Source organism: Chryseobacterium sp. Leaf405 (assembly GCF_001425355.1).
In the GTDB taxonomy this organism is placed as follows: Bacteria; Bacteroidota; Bacteroidia; order Flavobacteriales; family Weeksellaceae; genus Chryseobacterium.
In genome coordinates, this window is sequence record NZ_LMQN01000012.1 from 649,532 (window position 1) to 668,922 (window position 19,391).

Below are 19,391 nucleotides of genomic sequence, written 5' to 3' on the forward strand. Positions count from 1 at the left end.
TCAAAAATTCTACGAATTTTAGCCACCCCTCCAAAGGAGGGGAATTTTACGAGGATAGCAACTTAAATCTTAATCCAAATTAATTATGTCATCCAACAAAAATGCTTTGATCCGTTATAAAACATTGGATAAATGCTTGAAAAACAAATATAAAAAATATACTCTGGAAGATTTAATCGACGAGTGTTCTGAAGCGTTGTTTGAATTTGAAGGTAAAGAATCTTTCGTGAGCAAACGTACGGTACAACTAGATTTGCAAAATATGCGGAGTGAAAAATTCGGGTATGAAGCACCGATTGAAGTTTTTGAAAGAAAATATTACCGATACAGCGATCCGGAATATAGCATTCACAATATTTCGGTGAATGAAAGTGACCTGAAAGCGATGAATAATGCAGTGCAGATTTTAAAGCAGTTCAAGGATTTTTCAATGTTTAAAGAAATGAACGGAGTGATTCAGAAACTGGAGGATTCTATTCATTCGACCAATCAGAAATCGATTATTCATCTGGATAAGAATGAGAAATTAAAAGGATTGGAACATATTGATATTTTGTATGAATCGATTGTCAATAAGAAAGTCTTAAATATTGTTTATAAAAGTTTTAAAGCAAGAGAATCAGATTCTTACATAGTTCATCCGCAATTGTTGAAAGAATATAATAATCGTTGGTTTTTGATCTGCTGGCACAAAAATAAAATGTACAATCTGGCACTTGATAGAATGGAAACGATCGCTCTGGAAGATCAGTTGAATTATATTGATAAAGATTTCGATTCCGACAGATATTTTGGAGAAGTTATCGGTGTAACGGTTTCTGAAACGCAACGTCCTCAGAATGTTATTTTTAAAATCAATTCTAAACACGCTCCGTATGTAAAAACGAAGCCATTTCATCATTCTCAGGAAATTATTGATGAAGACGAAACCGGAACCACTTTTAAAATTTGTGTTCAGCTGAATTTTGAATTGGAGAGAATGATTTTGGGATTGGGCGAATTTATTACTGTTTTAAAACCTGACAAACTGAAAAAAAGAATTAAAAAAAGCTTACAGGAAGCCTGTCAAAATTATGACTCGGAAGATTCTGATAATGGCTGATTTTATAATGGCTTGAAAATTGTAATAATGTTAGCTATAAAAAATAAACAGTATGAAATCAAGAATATTAAAAGCAGTTGTTGCTATTGTAGCACCATTGGTTATAGAATTTGTTATTAAAAAAATATCAGAAAAACTTGAAGGAAAACCACAGGAAGACAGTAAAAAGCCACTTCCTGCATCAACTTAAAAATAGTTATTTTAAAGATCATAAAAAGAGACCGTTCATTTTGTAGCAGTCTCTTTTTTTATTTAGATGAAATCATAAATTCCGTTTTTCCAGCCGAGAACTTTTGAAGAATCTGCTTTAAGCCAGTTTTTAAGAACGGTTGCATATACTTTTCTAAAATCTTCGGTATACATTAAATCTCCTTCATTGAGTTTAGTTAAATCGGGAAGCGGGTTTAGAATTCCTTTTTTCTTGAGTCCACCACTGATGAAAAACATTTGATTTGCCGTTCCATGGTCGGTTCCGTTGCTTGCATTCTGGGCAACTCTTCTGCCAAATTCCGAGAATGTCATCAGTAAAATATCATCAAAAAGTCCGTTGCTTTTCATATCTGCAACGAAAGATTTTAAGGCTTCATTAATGTCTCCGAACAGTTTCTGCTGTCTTTCATTTTGATTGACATGGGTATCGAAACTTCCGATAGAAAGATAATAAACTCTTGTGTTAATATCAGATTTTATCAATGAAGAAACTGTTTTAAAGTCTTTTCCCAACTGAGAATTCGGATAGGTTTGTTCGGTTTTCTTTGCTTTACTTTTCTCAAAAATATAATCGGCATTGTTGATGGTCGAACCCAAAGTCTGGTATAAATAAGAAACGGTTTCGTCATCGTGATGATGATCATACAATGATTTGAAATATTTTTCCTGACTTGTCTGATATAATCTTTTCGGGTCTTTGAAGGCAAATGCTTTATTATTTTCACCTTTTAAAGCTAAACTCAGCATATCATCAACTTCCAAAGCCTGGGTTGGATGCTCACAATTGTAACATTCTTCATCCAGAAATCTCCCTAGCCATCCGGTTTCCAGATATTCATCACTTTTACTGGCGGAATGCCAGATATCCATACTCCGGAAATGAGATTTATCGGGATTCGGATAACCAACATTGTTTAAAATGGAAAGTTCACCATTATCATGAAGTTCTTTAAAATAGGAGAGGGCAGGATTAATTCCCGTTTCATCATTTAACTGCAAAGAATCTGTAATGGCAATTTTATTTCTTTCCTTAAAATAAATATCGTTTTTTGTTGGAATAATCGTGTTCAGCCCGTCGTTTCCCCCTGTAAACTGAAGTACCACCAAAATCTTCTGATTCGGTGCTAATGCTTCATCGAAGGTCATAGCTTTCAGGAAATTCGGCATCAGTAAAGATGCTGTAGCCAATGAACTTATTTTTAGAAATTCTCTTCTTTTGATTAACATAAAGATAGGTTTTAGGTTAAAGATGATAGGTTGCAGGTTCTTTAACTATCAGCAAAAATCTGCAACCTGCCACCAAAACTACATCAACTGATATTCAGGCGTTGACATGAGATTAATAACATTCATTTTCACACTGTTGTCCGAGAAATTTTTAACAGAATTCATATCCAACGATTTTGAACTTTGAATTAAATAATCTTCTACATTTTTTCCATTAAAAATTTTTTCAACCCTTGCCCAATCTATTGTAATATTCGGGTTTTTAAAACTTTTGGTTAAAGTATTGGTATTGTTTTTCAAGCCCATATCTACATCATCATCTTCTTTTGGACGGTAATCAAGCGGACGCAAACCCGACCAAATCTGAGGAATTTGTAATCTTAACATCAACGTTGAGCTGTCAATCCACGATTTTCCGTTGGGCCAGCCAGAAACATTGGGCGGATAAAGTAACATCTGCCCCAATAATTTCTGATAAACGATAAGATTTTCCGGATTTTGAATATTCATAGGAAGCGTTCTCATCATTCCAACCATTAATTCTACAGGAGATTTTATTCTGTTTCCGATATTTTTTTTATCATAAAACCATGAATTTGAAAATATTTCGGTCATGAGTTTTCTGATGTCATAATTGGATTGATAAAAACTCTCACTCAGTTTATCAGCAATAGTTTCATCTACATTTTCATTTACGAAAAATTTATAAATCTTGGCAGTAATGAATTTTGCGGTGGCTTTCTGTTCAAGAATAATATTTAAAGCATCAGTTCCTGTGAAATTTCCAGTTTTTCCGAGGAAAGTTTTTGTTCCCTCATCATGTTGCTTTGGTCTTTCAATAAAATTCCCTTCTTTGTCGTACCCCCATCCTGTAAATGCTCTTGCGCCTTCCCGGATATCTTTTTCAGTATAATTTCCTCGTCCCATTGTGAATAATTCCATGACTTCACGGGCAAAATTTTCATTGGGATGATCTTTTTTATTTTGTTGATTATTTAAGAAATTCAACATTGCCGGCGCTTTACTGACTTCAAACAATAAATCTTTAAAATTTCCCAACGCATTTTTTCTGATAACATTTAAAATCTGCCTGTTGAATTTTGAGTTTTGAACTCGCGAAGCAAAATGACCGTGCCAGAAAAATGCCATTTTTTCTCTCATCTGCTCCTTGCTGTTAACCATTTTATTGAGAAAGTTCAGATTGAGTTCTTCGTTTTGCTCCCGGTTAATTTTCTGGATTTCTTTCTTTTTTTCGGCAGGCGACTTGTCATTCATATAGTCGATTGTTTCTACATCGGGAGTTTCGTAAGTTATTTCCGTAAAATTTTCTTCTTTAAATAAATCTTTAATTAAAGTTTTAGTCTCCTGGCTTTTAAGGTCTTCAAACTGGCTAATTCCTGCTCCAAAGCCTGCACGCCACAGAAGATGTTTATTGTTAATTAATGAAGAAACTACCATAAGAATATTTATTTTTTGGATGTACTGAGAAACAAAAGGTTAAAATTAATAACGGTTAAAAATCCTTAATATTACAATTAACCATTTGTGATAAATCATATATTTTGTTTTTTGTAATCAATTTCTATGTCTGAATATAATTTTTATTTAAACGTTTATTTAACTTTTTAAAAATATAATTAATTGATATTCAAAATTTTGTAATTACGGCTCATGTTAAAATTAAACAGAAGGCTTTCCTTGGCATGATTTTTACATCTTCCAGCTTAGTAAAATTTAAAAATCAGAGTTATGAAAATGTTTAAACAAGCAATTTTATTTGCCGGAATTTTGACTGCAGGAGCATTGAGTGCACAGAGTGCGCAGATGAATAATATGATTAAGGTGGGAGCAAATGTTGGTTTAGCGGTTCCTTCTGATAATACTTCTATGGCAGTAGGTGTGGATGTAGCCTATCAGAACCTTATCACTCCGGGATTCGGATTGGGTATTGCAACGGGATACACCCATTATTTCGGAAAAGAAAACAACGGTTATAATAATAATGATGTAGGAGTAGTTCCTGTAGGAGCTTTGATCAGAATTTATCCTAAGCAGACTGGTTTCTATTTTGGAACAGATTTAGGATATGGATTTTTAGTTGGGGATGATAAGGTAGCTTCGAATACTACTTTAGACAGACCGGATGGTGGCTTTTATATCAAACCGGAAATAGGATATCATAACCAAGATTGGAATTTCTTCGTGCAATATCAAAAAGTATTTGTAGGAAGCAAAGGCGATTTGCCAAATCAGGACTATAATGTTGGGAACCTTGGGGTAGGATTTTCTTACAATATTCCGTTAGGGAAGTAATTATATCTAATATAACCAATTATTAGCCAAACCTTTTCAGAAACTTGGAGAGGTTTTCTTTTTCTCTGTCGGATTTACAAAAACTATTATTATATTTGATAAAATTTGAGGTTATGATTTTGAATCCAAAATTTCCACTTTATTTACCAGGAGTAAAAAACGGTAGCAATGATAATGTTTCTATTATTGGCGCAAACCTACGTGAAGATATTACAACTTTAGGCTATTTTGTTTCCAGTAACGGAGGTCTTGAGATTAAAATCCAAAATAATTATCCAACCAAAGACTATACTTCTTTCACTGAAATATTGAAGAAGTTTGTTCAGGATAACCAACTGGAAAATACAAAAAGGTTGGGAATAGCAGTTCCGGGACCTGTATTAGACGGTAAAAGTTCACCCGCACGATTGGGGTGGAATCTGGATATTGAAGAATTGAAAAAAGATTTCGATTTTGAAAGAATAGATATGCTGAATGATCAGGAAGCTTCCGCTTACGGAATGGCTCTTCTGGAAGACAGCGATCTAGATCCGATTTACACAAGCGGACATCTTGAGAAAGGAAATGTCGCCATCCTTGCTCCCGGAAATGGATTGGGCGAGGCCGGATATTTCTTTGACGGAAAATATTTAAGACCATTTGCAACGGAAGGAGGTCACTCCGAATTTTCTCCAAGAACGAATGTTGAGGTTGAATTTTATCAATTCTTAAACAATCTTTACGGAATCGTAAGCTGGGAAAATGTGTTGTCTAAAGGAGGTTTATTTAATATTTACAGATTTCTAAGAGACGTAAAAAGACATCCTGAGCCGGAATGGTTATCTGACCGTCTTGCTAACGGAAACTTTGCAGAAGAACTTTACAAAGCTGCGGTGGAGGAAGATGTGTTGATTTGTAAGATCGCTTTGGATACTTTCCTTGAATTCCTTGCGAGAGAAGCCAACAACCTAGCACTTAAATTAAAAGCAACAGGAGGACTTCTGATTTCAGGAGATATTCCTCAGGCAATAAGAGAATACATCAATAAAGATAAATTCTACGAAAAATATAAAATCAGCGATAAGATGGAAGAGATGTTGAAAAGCATCCCGATCTATCTGATTAAGCAGAATTATACGGCATTAAACGGCGCTGCTCTTTATAGTGCTTACATTCAAGAATAAACAAAAACTCCGAAGAAATTCGGAGTTTTTTATTGGATGATATTATTCATGAAAATTATTTTTTTTATTGATATACATCAACGAAATCTATTGATTAAGTTAATTACATTTGCATCAGTAAACAACAAACAAGTAAATAACTTTTTATTCAATGAAAAAAATATTTTTATTAGCAGTTTTAGCTAGTGGTTTAGCATTCGGACAATCAAAAAAAGTAGTAAGTTCTGATGTTCAGTGGTGGGGTTATAAAATCGCAAAATCTGAGGCTAGCTCTCACAACGGAACTGTGAAGGTAAAATCTGGTGATATGGTGATGAAAGGAAACCAATTGGTTGGCGGTTCTTTTGTTTTAGATATGACTTCTATTAATGCAACAGACCTTACAGGTGAGTATCAGCAAAAACTTAATGGTCACCTTAAAAACGGAGATTTCTTCGAAGTTGAGAAATTCCCGACTGCGACTTTCAAAATTACAGGAGTAAAGAAAAATAACGATAAAGTATATTCTTCTTTAGTAACAGGAAACTTAACGGTAAAAGGAAAAACCAATGCAATTTCTTTCCCTGCAAAAATCACGTATTCTAATGGAACGGTAAGTTTGCTTTCAAAACAATTTTCTATCGACAGACAGAAATTCGACGTTGCTTACAAATCTACAATGCAGGATGTTCTTGTGAAAGATGATATGGATTTGCTTGTAAAAGTAACAGCTAAATAATTTAATCAAAAAAAGATTGTTAAAAGTGTAGAAGTTCTACACTTTTTTTTATTTTTGTTGAATTGTAAATAAAAAAGAATGAAAAGATTACTATTGTTTGCTATGATGTGCGTAAGTATGTCATTTGTTTTCGCTCAAAAAAAAGGAGATAAAGTTGTAAAGGTAACTTCATCTGAAATCAGATGGTGGGGTTACAAGGTTGTAAAAACAGTACCAACAACGCATTCCGGGACGGTAAAACTGAAAAGTGGTAAATTCACTTTCGATAAAACGGTTTTGGTAGACGGTGAGTTTGTGATTGATATGAAGTCGCTTATGGCGGGTGATGTTTCAAGCCAGGATGAAGATATGGTAAAACTAACAAATGATCTTAAAAGCACAAATTTCTTCGAGGTTAAAAAATTTCCTTTAGCGAAATTCCATTTAACTAAAATTATTCCTTTGGCAAACAGTGAGTTCAACTCTACAGTTTACGGAGATATTACGATTAAAGGGGTAAGAAAGACGATTACTTTCCCTGCAAACGTTTATATCACTCAGTTTACAGTAGTTATTGAGTCTGCTAAATTCTCTTTAAACAGAAGAGATTTCAAAGTATTCTATCAGTCTTCATTGAAAGATTATTTCATTAAAAATGAAATGGATATTCAGTTTAAAATTTCAACTGCGGTATTGGATAACGAAAACAGAACTCCTGCAAAAAAGAAAAAATAAGATTCTAAATCTTTTTGATAAATTAAAATGAGCGATTTCTTTCGGAAGTCGCTCATTTTTTTGTTTGAATTTTTTATTTTAGTAGTATGAAAATATATGTAGTAAGTGGTCTCGGAGCAGATTTTAAAGTGCTCGAAAAGATACGTTTCTCTGATCAGCATGAAATCGTTTTTATTGATTGGCTCATTCCACAGCCGAATGAAGAATTTTCTGCATATGTGATAAGAATGGCTGAAAAAATTAATATTTCAGAACCTTTTTATTTATTAGGATATTCTTTTGGCGGAATTATGGTTCAGGAAATTAATAAGCTGAAGCCTGCCCAGAAAGTAGTGATTATGGGAAGTATAAAATCCGATAAAGAGAAATCTAAACTGATAAGAACCGGAGAAATCACAAAAATTCCGAGAATATTACCATTAGGTTTGTTTAATGACAAAGCGGCAAATGTATATGGTGTTGTCAGAAAACTGTTTGATCCCAAGAATCCAAAATTATTACAATATTTTAAAGTCAGAGATCCGTATTATCTAAAATGGTCGGTAGAAAAAATTTCAGATTGGAAATTTGAAGAAAATCCTGATGTTATTCAGATTTTGGGTGACAGAGATATTGTTTTTCCGATAAAAAATTCAAAACCTAATTATATCGTTAAAGGGGGTACGCATCTTTTTCCAGCTACAAAATTCAAAGAAGTATCTGAAATTTTAGGGGTTATTTTTGATTAAAATATATTTATTTTAAAATTTAATCAAAATTTACAGGGGTTTTAAAAATAAAATATATGTTTTTATGAAAATTATGTTTACTTTTGTAGGGGTAAATTTAATTTTTTATGAAAGTAGGATTAAAATGGATCGTTTCATTCTCAATTATCACATTGGTGGCAATTGGCGGATTATTTTGGAGCCCCATTGTTGATTTTCCTAATACGGGAGAATTTTTATCAGAAGATAAAATTGTAGGAGCAGACGTCGCATGGATTTTGGCAGCGGCTGGTCTTGTTTTATTAATGACTCCCGGTTTATCATTCTTCTACGGTGGAATGGTAGGAAAGAAAAACGTAATTTCTACCATGCTTCAAAGTTTTATTGCGTTGGGCGTGATCTCTATTTTATGGGTGGTCATCGGTTTTTCGCTTTCTTTCGGAGATTCAATCGGTTTTACGATGAATGGTGTACATTACGGCATTATAGGAAATCCTTTAAGTTATCCTTTTTTCAGCAGGGTAGGAGTGTTGCCACATAAAGCGATGGCTTCTACGATTCCATTTGTGCTTTTTGCTTTATTTCAAATGAAATTTGCCGTGATTACTCCAGCTTTAATTACGGGATCTTTTGCTGAAAGAGTACGATTTGTCTCTTATCTTTTATTCATGGTACTTTTCAGTATTTTTATCTATACACCCCTTTGTCACATGGTTTGGCATCCAGACGGACTATTAAACAAATATTTTGGAGTTAAAGATTTTGCAGGTGGAACGGTGGTTCATATGAGTGCTGGTTTTGCAGCATTGGCAGGGGCTTTAGTTGTAGGAAACAGAAAAAAGCCACATCACGAACCGTCTAATATTTCTTATGTATTGTTAGGAACAGGAATGCTTTGGTTTGGCTGGTTCGGATTTAATGCAGGTTCTGCTTTAAGTGCAAATGCAACGGCGGCAATGGCTTTCGGAACAACAACGATAGCTTCTGGTTCAGCAATGATGACGTGGATTTTCTTTGACAGAATTAACAAAAGAAAAGTTTCAGCTTTAGGAGCTTGTATCGGTGCTGTTGTAGGATTGGTAGCCATTACTCCGGGATGTGGGTTTGTTTCAATTCCTGAAAGTATTTTTATAGGATTTATCTCTGCTATTGTTTCAAATATTATGGTGAATTGGAAAGCTCTGAAGAAAATAGACGATACATTAGATGTTTTTGCCTGTCACGGAGTTGGTGGAATTATGGGAATGATCTTAACCGCAATTTTTGCACACGGTGAAAATGCAAGTCTGCTTCACGGAGGTTTTGAAGTCTTTGCACATCACATGATGGCTTTGGTTCTTGTATCGTTATTTGCATTTTTCGGATCATTAATTTTATATAAAGTAACAAACAGAATTATTACGTTAAGAGTTTCTGAAGAGTCTGAAGAACTCGGTTTAGACATTTCTCAGCATGAAGAAAGTCTTTGTTAAAGGTCAATTGTGATTATCAATTTGCTTTGCTGACAATTTTTAAAATTAATTTGCAAAGTAAAATTAATCATTCACATAAAATAGGTTATCTACAAGTGTTCATATAGTTTTAATTAGAAAGCCGGAGGTGATTTTTCATCTCCGGCTTTTGCATCTCGATTTATCGTGTATCTTTGCGTTTAGGTTAAAATGATGCATTGTTGATATGGAGTCAATATCGGTTTTTGAGATTATTAAAGTAGGAATAGGTCCGTCGAGTTCACACACGATGGGACCTTGGAATGCAGCTTCTGCATTTATAAGAATTATAAAAAGAGAAAGGTCAATCGCTGAAGTGAAAGAAGTTTTTCTTGAATTTTTTGGTTCACTGGCAAAAACGGGGATCGGTCACGGAACAGATATTGCCGGAATGCTTGGTTTGAATGGCGAAGATTTTAAAACAATCAATACTTCAAAAATTGATGAGAAAATTGAGAAAATAAAAATAACTCAAATTCTAAATCTGGGTGGCGAAAAAGAAATTCCTTTCATTTACGGACATCATCTGGTCTTGAATATGAAAAAATCTCTTGATTTTCATCCCAATGGAATGATTTTCAAAGCTATTTTTGAAGACGGAACCGAGCTTGTTCAGGATTTTTATTCTGTGGGTGGAGGTTTTATTGCAAGCCAGGAGAAAAACTCAATAGAAAAGCAGTGTGTCCGTACATTATATCCCTGTCACAAAGCTTCGGATATTTCAAAATACTGTCAGCAGTTGGGTTTTGGCAAAATTTCAGATCTCATCTTAATTAATGAAGAAAGCTGGAGAACACAGGAAGAAACAAGAGAGGAAGCGCTTTACATTTGGCAGCAAATTAAAGAATGTATTTACAAAGGAGTTAATAAAGAAGGTATTCTTCCCGGTGGTTTAAATGTTACCAGAAGAGCAGCCGGAATCAACAGAAAGCTTCTCGGAGATAAAATTTATAAAAATAAAGACGAATGGTTTCAGCAGGTTGTTGATGCCGAAGAAAACTTTACCAATATCAATAAATGGATTGCCTGTTTTGCTTTAGCGGTAAATGAAGAAAATGCAAGCTTCGGAAGAATTATCACTGCTCCAACCAATGGCGCAAGTGGGGTAATTCCGGCGGTTTTAATGTATTCTCAGGCTTTTACAGATTCGATAAGTGAGGATGATATTGTAAGATTTTTGTTGGTAGCGGGAGAAATCGGAACATTGTTCAAGAAAAATGCAACTATTTCTGCGGCGATGGGCGGCTGTCAGGCAGAAGTTGGAGTTTCTTCGGCAATGGCGGCGGCAGGTCTTACAGAAATTCTTGGCGGAACTGTTGGTCAGGTATTAATGGCTGCCGAAATCGCCATGGAGCATCACTTAGGCCTAACCTGTGATCCGATCAAAGGATTGGTGCAGATTCCATGTATTGAAAGAAATACGATGGGCGCTATAAAAGCCATTACGGCTGCTAATATTGCATTGGAAAGTGATCCTGTAAAAGCGAAAGTTAGCTTGGATGAGGTGATTCAGACGATGTGGGAAACAGCTTTGTCAATGAGTGACAGATTTAAAGAAACGTCGGAAGGAGGATTGGCAATTGCAGTGAATGTTCCGGAATGTTAAGTTTAAATATTTAATTGAAATAAAAAATCCTTAGAATATTTTCTAAGGATTTGCTTTTATCTATTTCTTTTTAAAATTAAATGTTGTTCCTCTCTGTAGCATCTGGAGTTCATTTTTCTGAGGAAAGAAAGTTAGCTTTAAATCAGCTTTTTCATACTTAAACTGATCTTTATCGGCATATTCTAGAGGAAAAGCGGTCTGTCCTGTTCCCTGTGCAAAAAGTGTTTCATCTTTAACAAATATTTTTAGTCCCAAAGGAATATCTGCAGACGTATAATCTCCTGAATATTTCTGCAATTCTTGTTTTGGAATATTTTTCACCTCACTAAATTTCGGATATTCAGCATTCTGGTCGTACATAATGTTCAGAATACCAATTGACAATTCATTATGCGACATTTTTTCTCCGTTAATCATTATGGCAAAAGAATAATTTTCAGCCGGACTGTATGAAACAATGGAGTGGGTTCCCGCCGTATCGCCACCGTGTCCGAATGAAACTTTATTGTAAAACGGAACTGCCATCATTCCCAATCCGAAATTTTTATCAGATTTTGGTAACATGGTGTCAAGAGTTTCTTTTTTTACAAACTTATAATTGAATAAAGCATTAATAAATAAGTTCATATCGTTGGGTGTAGAACTGATGTCTCCCAAACCGATACAGTTGTGAAAATCAAAATCCTGCATTTCTGTCCATTTTCCTGTATTGTTTTCATAGGATGCGAATACATTTTTAGGATTATCAAGCACAGAAAAAGTATTTTTCATATTGGCTTTATCAGTTATATTTTCTTTCAGCAAAATATTGTAAGGCTTTTTCGTAACAGTTTCTAAAATTCTGCTCAAAAGATAATACCCCGAATTGGAATATCTGGTTTTTTCTCCCGGCTGAAAACTCACGCCTTGTTTTTTTATTTCATCTAAAATAGCTTTGTCACCCACCGGTTTTTCAAAAAGCCACTGATAATTCTGACCAACATAATCTCCCAATCCACTGGTATGATTTAACATACTCTTTAAAGTGATTTTTTCAGCATTTGGAAGATCGGGATAATATTTCGATAGTTTATCATTACTGTTGATTTTTCCTTTTTCAACCTGTTGCATGATCATCACTGCAGTGATCATTTTACTGATGGAACCAATCTGATATTCCGTATTGGTATCCCATTTTATATTGGGTAATTGTTCCTGACCGAAGTTTTTCTGATAAATTTCTTTACCATTTTTAAAAATAGAAATACTGCCTATTGCTTGCTTGTTTAGAACGATGTAATTTAAATAATCATCAATTTTCGCAGTATTAATGGCTCTGCTTCCAATATCTTTTAATTGTACATCTTTAGAGCTGATAGTTTTACTTCCATCATTTCTATAAAGATTTAAAGAACCTGAAAATGAATTTTGAGTAAAAGTTCCTTCAAAATGATCTTTTTTAAATTGGCCTTTGTAAGAAGCGTTTAAACTTTCAACTTCAAACATAAGTTCGTTATTGATAAATTCTGTTTTGTTAACCGGGATTTCTTTATCGCTTTGTTTGGGGCTTCCCGCAACAGAAATGTACTTGTTGTTTTCTTTTTTAATGATAAGTGTAAGCGGAAGTTTCATCCCCTGAATATCAAGATCACCTATCCATGAGCCCGTTATTTCCTGGGCGTAAAAAGTCTGTGCTAATAAAATCAGCACCCATAATAGTTTGGTTTTCATATAATTAAATTTTTAGATTAAAATAGAGATTGAGAAATAACCGTCCATACGATTGATACAAAGGCAAAAAGTACAATATGCTGCCATTTTTTGATATTGGTTGCCGTTTTAAAGCCATTATAATACAAAACAATGCTGTAAATAAGGAAAATTAAAGTAATAAATCCCCAAATACTTACTATTGCCATATTTTGAATAGGAATATTTTCAGGGTGTGCCATGTTTTCGGTAATGCTGCTCGATGCCGCTTTATAAAAAGGTAATCCGTTCACCGGTAGCATGATGACTAATGGGATTTGAGAAACTAAAACCGTGTTGATAATATCGATAGGTCTTGTTTTACCATTTAAAATTTTACCGAGAATAAATAGAATGACTATTGCAGAAATATAACTTAAACCATTCGTTTTTACAATATCCCAAATATCCTGATTTTTGCCTAAAGGTGAGTAATGAAAGATACTGTCGTTCACACTTTCAGAATAATAACAGCCGAAAATATTAATCGCAAAAACGATAATTCCTACTGCCAGTAAAATTTTCTCATCAAATTTTAAAAAGGGATTAAAAATAGTTTTCCAGTTCATTGTTTTTATTTTTTTCCAGTAATATTTGGATTTATTTTAAGCAGCTCATTTTCTAAATCGCTGAAGTTTTTCGGAGATATAATAATGCTTCCGTTTGTGAAAAAAACTTCTACACGCCCGATAATGCTTGGTGCAGGCGAAGAAATTATGTTTCCGGTTTTTTCTATTTTGTAGATCTCACTTATTTTGATTTTTGTAGTTCCGAAAATTGAATTCTTTATATATAGAAATTCATGATCGATCTTGTACAAAATGGTGAACATCAGCAATAATATGACTCCAAAAACTGCGCAAGGTACCAGCATTACTTCCCAGTTTCCATTTTTCGTATCTAAGGACATCGGGAGCAGAATAATTAAAAAAATAGGAATTAAAAGTTCCCAACCAATTCTCACAGGTATATTTTTCATCGTATCAGCTGTTTAATTTTTGTATTTTTTCAATCAGATCATCCATTTTATTTCTCATTGTGGGATAGGAAAGTTCTGCCTGTTTTGCCATTTCCTTGATGCTTCCGCTGGACAGGAAAAAGTTTAAAATGAAATCCTGTTCATCACGGTTCAGCTTTAGAATTACCGGAAGCTCATAATTACCGCTGACCTCAGTTTTACAACTGGGACATTTCATCTGACTTACATTAAGCGTATGATCGCAACTCGGACAAACTATAGGTAGTTTCATACTTTTGTTTTTGTAAAAGTAATATAAATTTGAATAAAATTAAAATATTTTTTAATAAAGTTAAAAAAGTAATTGATAAAGAAAATAAAAAAACTTCCGGAATAGGAAGTTTAGTTGCTTTAAAATCTTTATTTATCGAGAATTCCACGTATTTTATTGGCATTTGAAATCAATTCTCCAAGATATTCGAAGTTTTCTTTTTCTAAAGCCGATTTGAATTTTCTTAATTGGGCGATATGTTCATTTAAAACATCCAAAACATTTTCTTTATTCTGTTTGAAAATAGGAACCCACATTTCAGGATGAGATTTTGCTAAACGAACTGTGCTCGAAAAACCAGAACTTGCCAACTGGAAAATCGTTTCCTCTTCACGCTCCTTTTCCAAAACGGTATTTGCCAACGCATAAGATGTAATATGGGAAATGTGTGAAATGTATGCGGTATGTATGTCGTGGTCTTCTGCATTCATATAAATTAAATGCATATCTAAATTTTTAACGATTTTTTCCACCAACTGCAAAGCATCTGTTGCAGATTCTTCTTTATTGCAAATCACACCTGCTTTTCCCGAAAAACTGTCTGAAATAGCTGATTTCGGACCATTGTTTTCCGTTCCCCACATCGGGTGAAAAGCCACAAATCTGGATCTTTTAGGATGATCTTTTACGGCATTTACAATTCCGGCTTTTGTCGATCCCGCATCCATGACGGTTTGATTGTTTGAAATTAAATCCAATACATTCGGCAATAATTTTCTTGCAGCATCCACCGGAATAGCAAGAATTATTAGATCGACATTTTTAATTCCATGTTCTAAGTCTGCTTTTTCATCAATTATTTTTAAATCTAAAGCTTCATTAAGATGTTCGTTGCTGTTGTCGATTCCGTAAATGAAATCTGCAATTCCTTTTTGTCTTAATTTTAAAGCGATTGAACCGCCGATTAATCCTATCCCTATTATACTTATTTTCATTTGTTACATTTTAAAATCAAAAAACCCCGCCCAAGGACGAGGTTTGTGTTATCTATATAAGAAATCCTTATCCCAAATTGGAGTTAAAAATTTCGTAATAATATGTTCTGTTATTTGTAATCACAAGACAAAGATAGATAATTTTTAATCAAAGATAAAAAAAGTGAATGGTGAATTTTGCTTTGAAATTTAATTTTAAAGTCAATTAAACATCGTTGTCAATTCGCTTTGCTGTCAATTAATTTTATTATGAATTTAAAAAATTGACCATTGACTTGCGAAGCAAGATTCACCATTGACAATAATTATGGATTCGAGATAATCAATGTCGAAGGAATATCCGATAACCAAAGGCTTTTGGTGTCGATCAGGTTTTTCCAGCTTTTACTGCTGACCAACATTAAGTCCTGAGAATTCAGAAATTCTTTCTCAATTTTCTTCTCGTTATATAAAGTGATATGATTGGGTGCCACCTGTTCGATGCTTCTGATGAGTTCTTTTACCTCGATATTATTTCTGATTTGTCCTGCAACATCCAGAATGATGATTTGAGAATTGTTATTATTGATTAGTCTTTTCGCATATTCAAGCAAATAAAAATCGCTTAAATTAAAGATCGGAACAAAAACTTTATCCGCTGAAGTAAATTCTTTTTCAACCAAAACTCCCACCGGAATGGTCGCTTTATCCAACAGCTGAAGCGTTACATCGTCAAAAGGTGAATTGTTAAAAATATTTCCTTTTCCCTTTACGGTGTTTAATAATTTTTCGGGATTAATGATTTTTGTAGTAAAACCCAGCAATCTTCCCAACAAGCTTCCTTCATACATCGATTTACCGAGCATGATCAAAAGAAGATCGTAATTTCCTTTATTGGTTATATTCGCAAGGTCATTTTCAACATCAGTGGATGCTTTGAAAAGGGTAGTGACTTCCAGGTTTAATTCATTCGAAGTATCTATTACATTTTTGAACTGTTCTTTCTCAAAATCATCAATATCAAAAGCGTGAAGTTCATCTACAGGCGCAATATTCATTGCAGTCACACTTTTATTTCCATTCATTTTCTGCGTAAGATTATGGGCTAGTTTCAACAATGTACTTCCTGATTTTGCTGTCTCAAAAGATACGAGAACTCTATATTTAGCATGGTTATCATCGTCTTCTTCGTCATCTTCAACCATTGATTTTTTGCCTTTAAACAGATAATTGATGAGATCTAGGCAAGGTCCCGTCATAAAAGTGGTGAACAATGCCATAATGACCAGCATGGCAAATAATTCAGGACCTAAAACGCCTAAATCATAACCGATATTTAATACAATAAGCTCCGTTAATCCTCTTGTATTCATAAGTGCACCAATCGTGAGACTATCTTTCCAGCTTAATTTCAGGAATTTTGCAGCGAGTGCACTTCCTACAAATTTTCCGGTAACTGCAGTTAAAATGATGAATCCGCCGATTTTCCAAAGATGAGGATCGTTCAGTAATCCGATTTGCGTTCTTAATCCCGTAAATACAAAGAAAAGAGGCAGTAATAAAACCAAGGCAACATCTTCTATTTTTTCAATGAAAAGATTTCTGAATTTTACATTTTCAGGCATAATCGCTCCCGCCATAAATGCTCCAAAAAGTGCATGAATACCGATAACTTCTGTTGCGTAGGATGAAATAATTAAAATCAGGAAAAATACAGCAACCAATGCTTTGCTGATAAAGCCTTTTCCTTTTTGTGATTCGGCAATTCGAATCAGAAACGGGCGTACCGCTTTAATCATGATAAAAACATACAGAATTGCCATTAAAATAACGAATACAGATCCTGAAAAAGATCCTGCTTTCACAATAGCGATTACGGCTGCTAAAATACACCAGGCGGTAATATCATCTGCTGCGGCACAGGTAATAACAACAGTTCCTATCTTTGTTTTATGTAAATTTCTCTCCTGAACAATTCTTGCTAACACCGGAAATGCAGTGATACTCATTGCGATAGCGATAAATAAAGCAAACGAACTAAACTGAATGCCGTCCGGGGCAAATTCTTTATAAATAAAATAGGAAAGTCCAACACCTAAAGCAAACGGAATAATGATGCTTGCATGGCTAATGACCACGGCATCATGCGCTCTTTTTCTCAAAACACTTAAATCAAGCTCCATTCCTACGATGTACATGAAAAGAATGAGACCGATCTGGCTCAAAAACTGTAAATTTCCTAATGATTCTTTAGGAAAAATAAATGCTGAAAGTTCCGGAAAATACAATCCGAAAAGAGATGGACCGAGGACAATTCCCGCAATCATTTCACCGATTACGGAAGGTTGTTTTAGTTTCACACAGATCCAGCCAAAAAGTTTTGCCACCATAATGATGGTAACGATTTGGGCGAGAAGAAGTGCTAAAGGATGATGAAGATTGGTAAGAAATGAATCGACAAAATTTTCCCACATGGTAGATCCTGTGGCTTTACTTGGAGCAATATTTTCTCCTATTTCCAGCGTTTTTCCTTCAATGAAAAACCAATACATCAAGCATGAGAAAAAAATAATCGTAGCGACATAAAAAATAATATTCCTGTACTTTCCCAATTTCATGATTCCAATTTTCTGCAAAGTTGAGAAGAATATAATTATGATGAATATGATTCTTTTTTAAATGTAATAAATGGATTAAATAATGTAATGAAACAGGAGGAAAGAAATGAATCGAAGTAAAAAATTATTTTCCGAACATTTTTACTAACGAATTTTTATAAGCTTCACCGATGTGTAACTTTAAAAAATTCTCTCCTTCTAGAGGAATAGATGTAATAATTTCGTTGGTTGAAAAAACTTTAATAGCAGACAGCGCAATGATTTCCTTTTTATTAACCTGGGCGAAGTCTTTTGGCGGAAGCATTTCGAGAAGATTCTTAAAATTAAGGTTTTTCAGGATAATATTTGTACCGTCATTCAAAAGAATGATTTTGTCGCGGCTGTCGATTTCTGAAGTTTTGATGTAGGCAATTTGTTCAGTGAAGATAACGGTTTTCCCGATATTGGTATTCCATTCGATAAAGTCTTTTTTGTGCGAAGTCTGAAGTAATTCGGCTGCTTTTTCGAAAGCTTGCTCTAATCTTTCCTTTTTAATGGGTTTTCTTACGTAATCAACCACATTCAAATCAAAAGCTTCAGCAGCATATTCTTTATAAGCGGTGGTAAAGATGATTTTTTTTGAGCCTGAAATCAGTTCTGCAACCTGTAAACCGTTCATTCCTGGCATTTCGATGTCGAGAATGCAGACATTACAATCAATATTCTCAATTTCGCTTAAAAATATTTTAGGATCATTAAAAGCTCTCACAACTTCCACGTTATCAATTTGTTCGCATAAAAGTTTTAAATAGCTGATTGCCAATAATTCATCATCAAGAATAACGCATTTTATCATAGAATTCGCCTAAGTTGATTGTTAATTCCGCAGTGAAGATACCGTTTTTTGAGTTTTTCTGAAGCGAATAAAAATTACTGTAAATCATTTTCAGTCGTTGATCCAATGACTGACTTCCGAAACCACTTTTTTCTTTTTCCAGCATATTTTTTACGGAAGCCTTGTTGCTCACTTTCATAATGAAAATTCCGTCTTTAAGTTCTATTTGAATTGAAATAAATGAATCCTGTGCCAGAAAATCGGTGTGTTTAAAAGCATTTTCTATCAAATCGACTAAAATCAACGGAGCAAAAATCTTCTCTTCGTAAACGGTGTCAGATTTATCAATCTTAGATTTAATTCTGAAATCAAAAAGTGGATTTACCTTTATTTTATTAATTTCAATTAAACTTAAAGCGAAATTTAATTCATCCTTTGGACTTACAAATTTATTGTTGCTTTCGTATAAAATATAATCTAAAACATTCGCCAGTTTATCCAACGACATATAGGTTTGATACGCATGTGACTGAACAGAATTTAAAATATTCTTGAATAAATGCGGATTCAGTTTTGTGCCGATATGCTCAAGTTGAACCTCGTTTAATCGTTGTTCAATTATTTTATTGGCTTCGGAAAGTTTGGCATTTCTTATCTTAAATTTCTGATTCTGGCTAAATAAATAAATACTTACCGTTGCAAAAAAGAAAATAGCAAATACTCCAATGAAGATCAGATAATCATGAATCATGTAGTAGTTGCCTTCCATAGAAATAAT

Annotated in this window: 19 protein-coding genes; 9 read left to right on the forward strand and 10 right to left on the reverse strand. The window is 33.9% G+C overall.

Translation table 11 applies throughout. The features are described 5' to 3' along the window. Positions 1–85: 85 nt before the first annotated feature. Both ASG22_RS09190 and ASG22_RS21130 read left to right on the forward strand, forming a co-directional pair. The gene (locus tag ASG22_RS09190; RefSeq protein WP_055983233.1) at positions 86–1,102 is read left to right on the forward strand and encodes a helix-turn-helix transcriptional regulator; all 1,017 of its coding nucleotides are present in this window, start codon (positions 86–88) and stop codon (positions 1,100–1,102) included. Between the two features lie 52 nt (positions 1,103–1,154). Further along, the gene (locus ASG22_RS21130) at positions 1,155–1,292 is read left to right on the forward strand and encodes a hypothetical protein (RefSeq protein WP_185113797.1); all 138 of its coding nucleotides are present in this window, start codon (positions 1,155–1,157) and stop codon (positions 1,290–1,292) included. A 62-nt stretch (positions 1,293–1,354) separates the two neighbouring features. On the opposite strand, the gene ASG22_RS09195 is transcribed toward ASG22_RS21130, so the two are convergent. Further along, positions 1,355–2,539, reverse strand: coding sequence for a DUF1501 domain-containing protein (locus ASG22_RS09195; RefSeq protein WP_055983237.1), 1,185 nt, complete (start codon positions 2,537–2,539; stop codon positions 1,355–1,357). A 78-nt stretch (positions 2,540–2,617) separates the two neighbouring features. Continuing rightward, positions 2,618–3,997, reverse strand: coding sequence for a DUF1800 family protein (locus tag ASG22_RS09200; protein WP_055983239.1), 1,380 nt, complete (start codon positions 3,995–3,997; stop codon positions 2,618–2,620). 291 nt (positions 3,998–4,288) lie between these two features. Between ASG22_RS09200 and ASG22_RS09205 the strand changes: the two genes are divergently transcribed. The 7 genes from ASG22_RS09205 to ASG22_RS09235 all read left to right on the forward strand — a co-directional run bounded on the left by ASG22_RS09205 (position 4,289) and on the right by ASG22_RS09235 (position 11,250). Beyond that, positions 4,289–4,852 (forward strand): hypothetical protein, encoded by a 564-nt coding sequence (locus ASG22_RS09205; RefSeq protein WP_055983241.1) that lies wholly within the window; start codon positions 4,289–4,291, stop codon positions 4,850–4,852. A gap of 113 nt (positions 4,853–4,965) precedes the next feature. Further along, positions 4,966–6,015: a glucokinase gene (locus tag ASG22_RS09210; RefSeq protein ID WP_055983242.1), complete on the forward strand. Its 1,050-nt coding sequence runs from the start codon at positions 4,966–4,968 to the stop codon at positions 6,013–6,015. A gap of 151 nt (positions 6,016–6,166) precedes the next feature. Then, on the forward strand, positions 6,167–6,733 hold the full coding sequence (locus tag ASG22_RS09215) for a YceI family protein (RefSeq protein ID WP_055983244.1): 567 nt from the start codon (positions 6,167–6,169) through the stop codon (positions 6,731–6,733). A gap of 78 nt (positions 6,734–6,811) precedes the next feature. Then, the gene (locus ASG22_RS09220; protein ID WP_055983246.1) at positions 6,812–7,447 is read left to right on the forward strand and encodes a YceI family protein; all 636 of its coding nucleotides are present in this window, start codon (positions 6,812–6,814) and stop codon (positions 7,445–7,447) included. An 86-nt stretch (positions 7,448–7,533) separates the two neighbouring features. Then, positions 7,534–8,175 carry an alpha/beta hydrolase gene (locus tag ASG22_RS09225; protein ID WP_055983248.1) on the forward strand — a complete coding sequence of 214 codons (642 nt, stop codon included), beginning with the start codon at positions 7,534–7,536 and terminating at the stop codon, positions 8,173–8,175. 107 nt (positions 8,176–8,282) lie between these two features. Further along, the gene (locus ASG22_RS09230) at positions 8,283–9,626 is read left to right on the forward strand and encodes an ammonium transporter (RefSeq protein WP_055983250.1); all 1,344 of its coding nucleotides are present in this window, start codon (positions 8,283–8,285) and stop codon (positions 9,624–9,626) included. Between the two features lie 205 nt (positions 9,627–9,831). Beyond that, complete coding sequence (locus ASG22_RS09235) at positions 9,832–11,250, forward strand: L-serine ammonia-lyase (RefSeq protein ID WP_055983252.1); 1,419 nt, start codon at positions 9,832–9,834, stop codon at positions 11,248–11,250. Between the two features lie 60 nt (positions 11,251–11,310). On the opposite strand, the gene ASG22_RS09240 is transcribed toward ASG22_RS09235, so the two are convergent. From ASG22_RS09240 to ASG22_RS09275, 8 genes are all read right to left on the reverse strand, one after another. Beyond that, positions 11,311–12,960 carry a serine hydrolase domain-containing protein gene (locus ASG22_RS09240; protein WP_055983253.1) on the reverse strand — a complete coding sequence of 550 codons (1,650 nt, stop codon included), beginning with the start codon at positions 12,958–12,960 and terminating at the stop codon, positions 11,311–11,313. A gap of 17 nt (positions 12,961–12,977) precedes the next feature. Further along, positions 12,978–13,547: a YIP1 family protein gene (locus tag ASG22_RS09245; protein ID WP_055983256.1), complete on the reverse strand. Its 570-nt coding sequence runs from the start codon at positions 13,545–13,547 to the stop codon at positions 12,978–12,980. A gap of 5 nt (positions 13,548–13,552) precedes the next feature. Next, positions 13,553–13,957: a PH domain-containing protein gene (locus ASG22_RS09250; protein ID WP_055983258.1), complete on the reverse strand. Its 405-nt coding sequence runs from the start codon at positions 13,955–13,957 to the stop codon at positions 13,553–13,555. Positions 13,958–13,961: 4 nt separating this feature from the next. Further along, positions 13,962–14,228 (reverse strand): DUF2089 family protein, encoded by a 267-nt coding sequence (locus tag ASG22_RS09255; protein ID WP_055983260.1) that lies wholly within the window; start codon positions 14,226–14,228, stop codon positions 13,962–13,964. A 128-nt stretch (positions 14,229–14,356) separates the two neighbouring features. Further along, entirely contained in the window at positions 14,357–15,202 is an 846-nt protein-coding gene (locus tag ASG22_RS09260) for a prephenate dehydrogenase (protein WP_055983263.1), read from the reverse strand. 305 nt (positions 15,203–15,507) lie between these two features. After that, complete coding sequence (locus ASG22_RS09265) at positions 15,508–17,799, reverse strand: cation:proton antiporter (protein ID WP_238586887.1); 2,292 nt, start codon at positions 17,797–17,799, stop codon at positions 15,508–15,510. 124 nt (positions 17,800–17,923) lie between these two features. Next, complete coding sequence (locus tag ASG22_RS09270) at positions 17,924–18,634, reverse strand: LytR/AlgR family response regulator transcription factor (RefSeq protein WP_055983265.1); 711 nt, start codon at positions 18,632–18,634, stop codon at positions 17,924–17,926. Further along, positions 18,612–19,382: a sensor histidine kinase gene (locus ASG22_RS09275; RefSeq protein WP_082504979.1), complete on the reverse strand. Its 771-nt coding sequence runs from the start codon at positions 19,380–19,382 to the stop codon at positions 18,612–18,614. Before ASG22_RS09275 ends, ASG22_RS09270 begins: the two co-directional genes overlap by 23 nt. Between the last annotated feature and the right edge of the window lie 9 nt (positions 19,383–19,391).

Excerpts from the sequence above, each read along its gene's own strand:
- ASG22_RS09240 (WP_055983253.1), bottom strand. The coding sequence starts at position 12,960 with ATGAAAACCAAACTATTATGGGTGCTGATTTTATTAGCACAGACTTTT.
- ASG22_RS09195 (WP_055983237.1), bottom strand. The coding sequence starts at position 2,539 with ATGTTAATCAAAAGAAGAGAATTTCTAAAAATAAGTTCATTGGCTACA.
- ASG22_RS09265 (WP_238586887.1), bottom strand. The coding sequence starts at position 17,799 with ATGAAATTGGGAAAGTACAGGAATATTATTTTTTATGTCGCTACGATT.
- ASG22_RS09200 (WP_055983239.1), bottom strand. The coding sequence starts at position 3,997 with ATGGTAGTTTCTTCATTAATTAACAATAAACATCTTCTGTGGCGTGCA.
- ASG22_RS09250 (WP_055983258.1), bottom strand. The coding sequence starts at position 13,957 with ATGAAAAATATACCTGTGAGAATTGGTTGGGAACTTTTAATTCCTATT.
- ASG22_RS09210 (WP_055983242.1), top strand. The coding sequence starts at position 4,966 with ATGATTTTGAATCCAAAATTTCCACTTTATTTACCAGGAGTAAAAAAC.
- ASG22_RS09190 (WP_055983233.1), top strand. The coding sequence starts at position 86 with ATGTCATCCAACAAAAATGCTTTGATCCGTTATAAAACATTGGATAAA.
- ASG22_RS09225 (WP_055983248.1), top strand. The coding sequence starts at position 7,534 with ATGAAAATATATGTAGTAAGTGGTCTCGGAGCAGATTTTAAAGTGCTC.
- ASG22_RS09230 (WP_055983250.1), top strand. The coding sequence starts at position 8,283 with ATGAAAGTAGGATTAAAATGGATCGTTTCATTCTCAATTATCACATTG.
- ASG22_RS09270 (WP_055983265.1), bottom strand. The coding sequence starts at position 18,634 with ATGATAAAATGCGTTATTCTTGATGATGAATTATTGGCAATCAGCTAT.
- ASG22_RS09215 (WP_055983244.1), top strand. The coding sequence starts at position 6,167 with ATGAAAAAAATATTTTTATTAGCAGTTTTAGCTAGTGGTTTAGCATTC.
- ASG22_RS09235 (WP_055983252.1), top strand. The coding sequence starts at position 9,832 with ATGGAGTCAATATCGGTTTTTGAGATTATTAAAGTAGGAATAGGTCCG.
- ASG22_RS09275 (WP_082504979.1), bottom strand. The coding sequence starts at position 19,382 with ATGGAAGGCAACTACTACATGATTCATGATTATCTGATCTTCATTGGA.
- ASG22_RS21130 (WP_185113797.1), top strand. The coding sequence starts at position 1,155 with ATGAAATCAAGAATATTAAAAGCAGTTGTTGCTATTGTAGCACCATTG.
- ASG22_RS09260 (WP_055983263.1), bottom strand. The coding sequence starts at position 15,202 with ATGAAAATAAGTATAATAGGGATAGGATTAATCGGCGGTTCAATCGCT.
- ASG22_RS09205 (WP_055983241.1), top strand. The coding sequence starts at position 4,289 with ATGAAAATGTTTAAACAAGCAATTTTATTTGCCGGAATTTTGACTGCA.
- ASG22_RS09220 (WP_055983246.1), top strand. The coding sequence starts at position 6,812 with ATGAAAAGATTACTATTGTTTGCTATGATGTGCGTAAGTATGTCATTT.
- ASG22_RS09245 (WP_055983256.1), bottom strand. The coding sequence starts at position 13,547 with ATGAACTGGAAAACTATTTTTAATCCCTTTTTAAAATTTGATGAGAAA.
- ASG22_RS09255 (WP_055983260.1), bottom strand. The coding sequence starts at position 14,228 with ATGAAACTACCTATAGTTTGTCCGAGTTGCGATCATACGCTTAATGTA.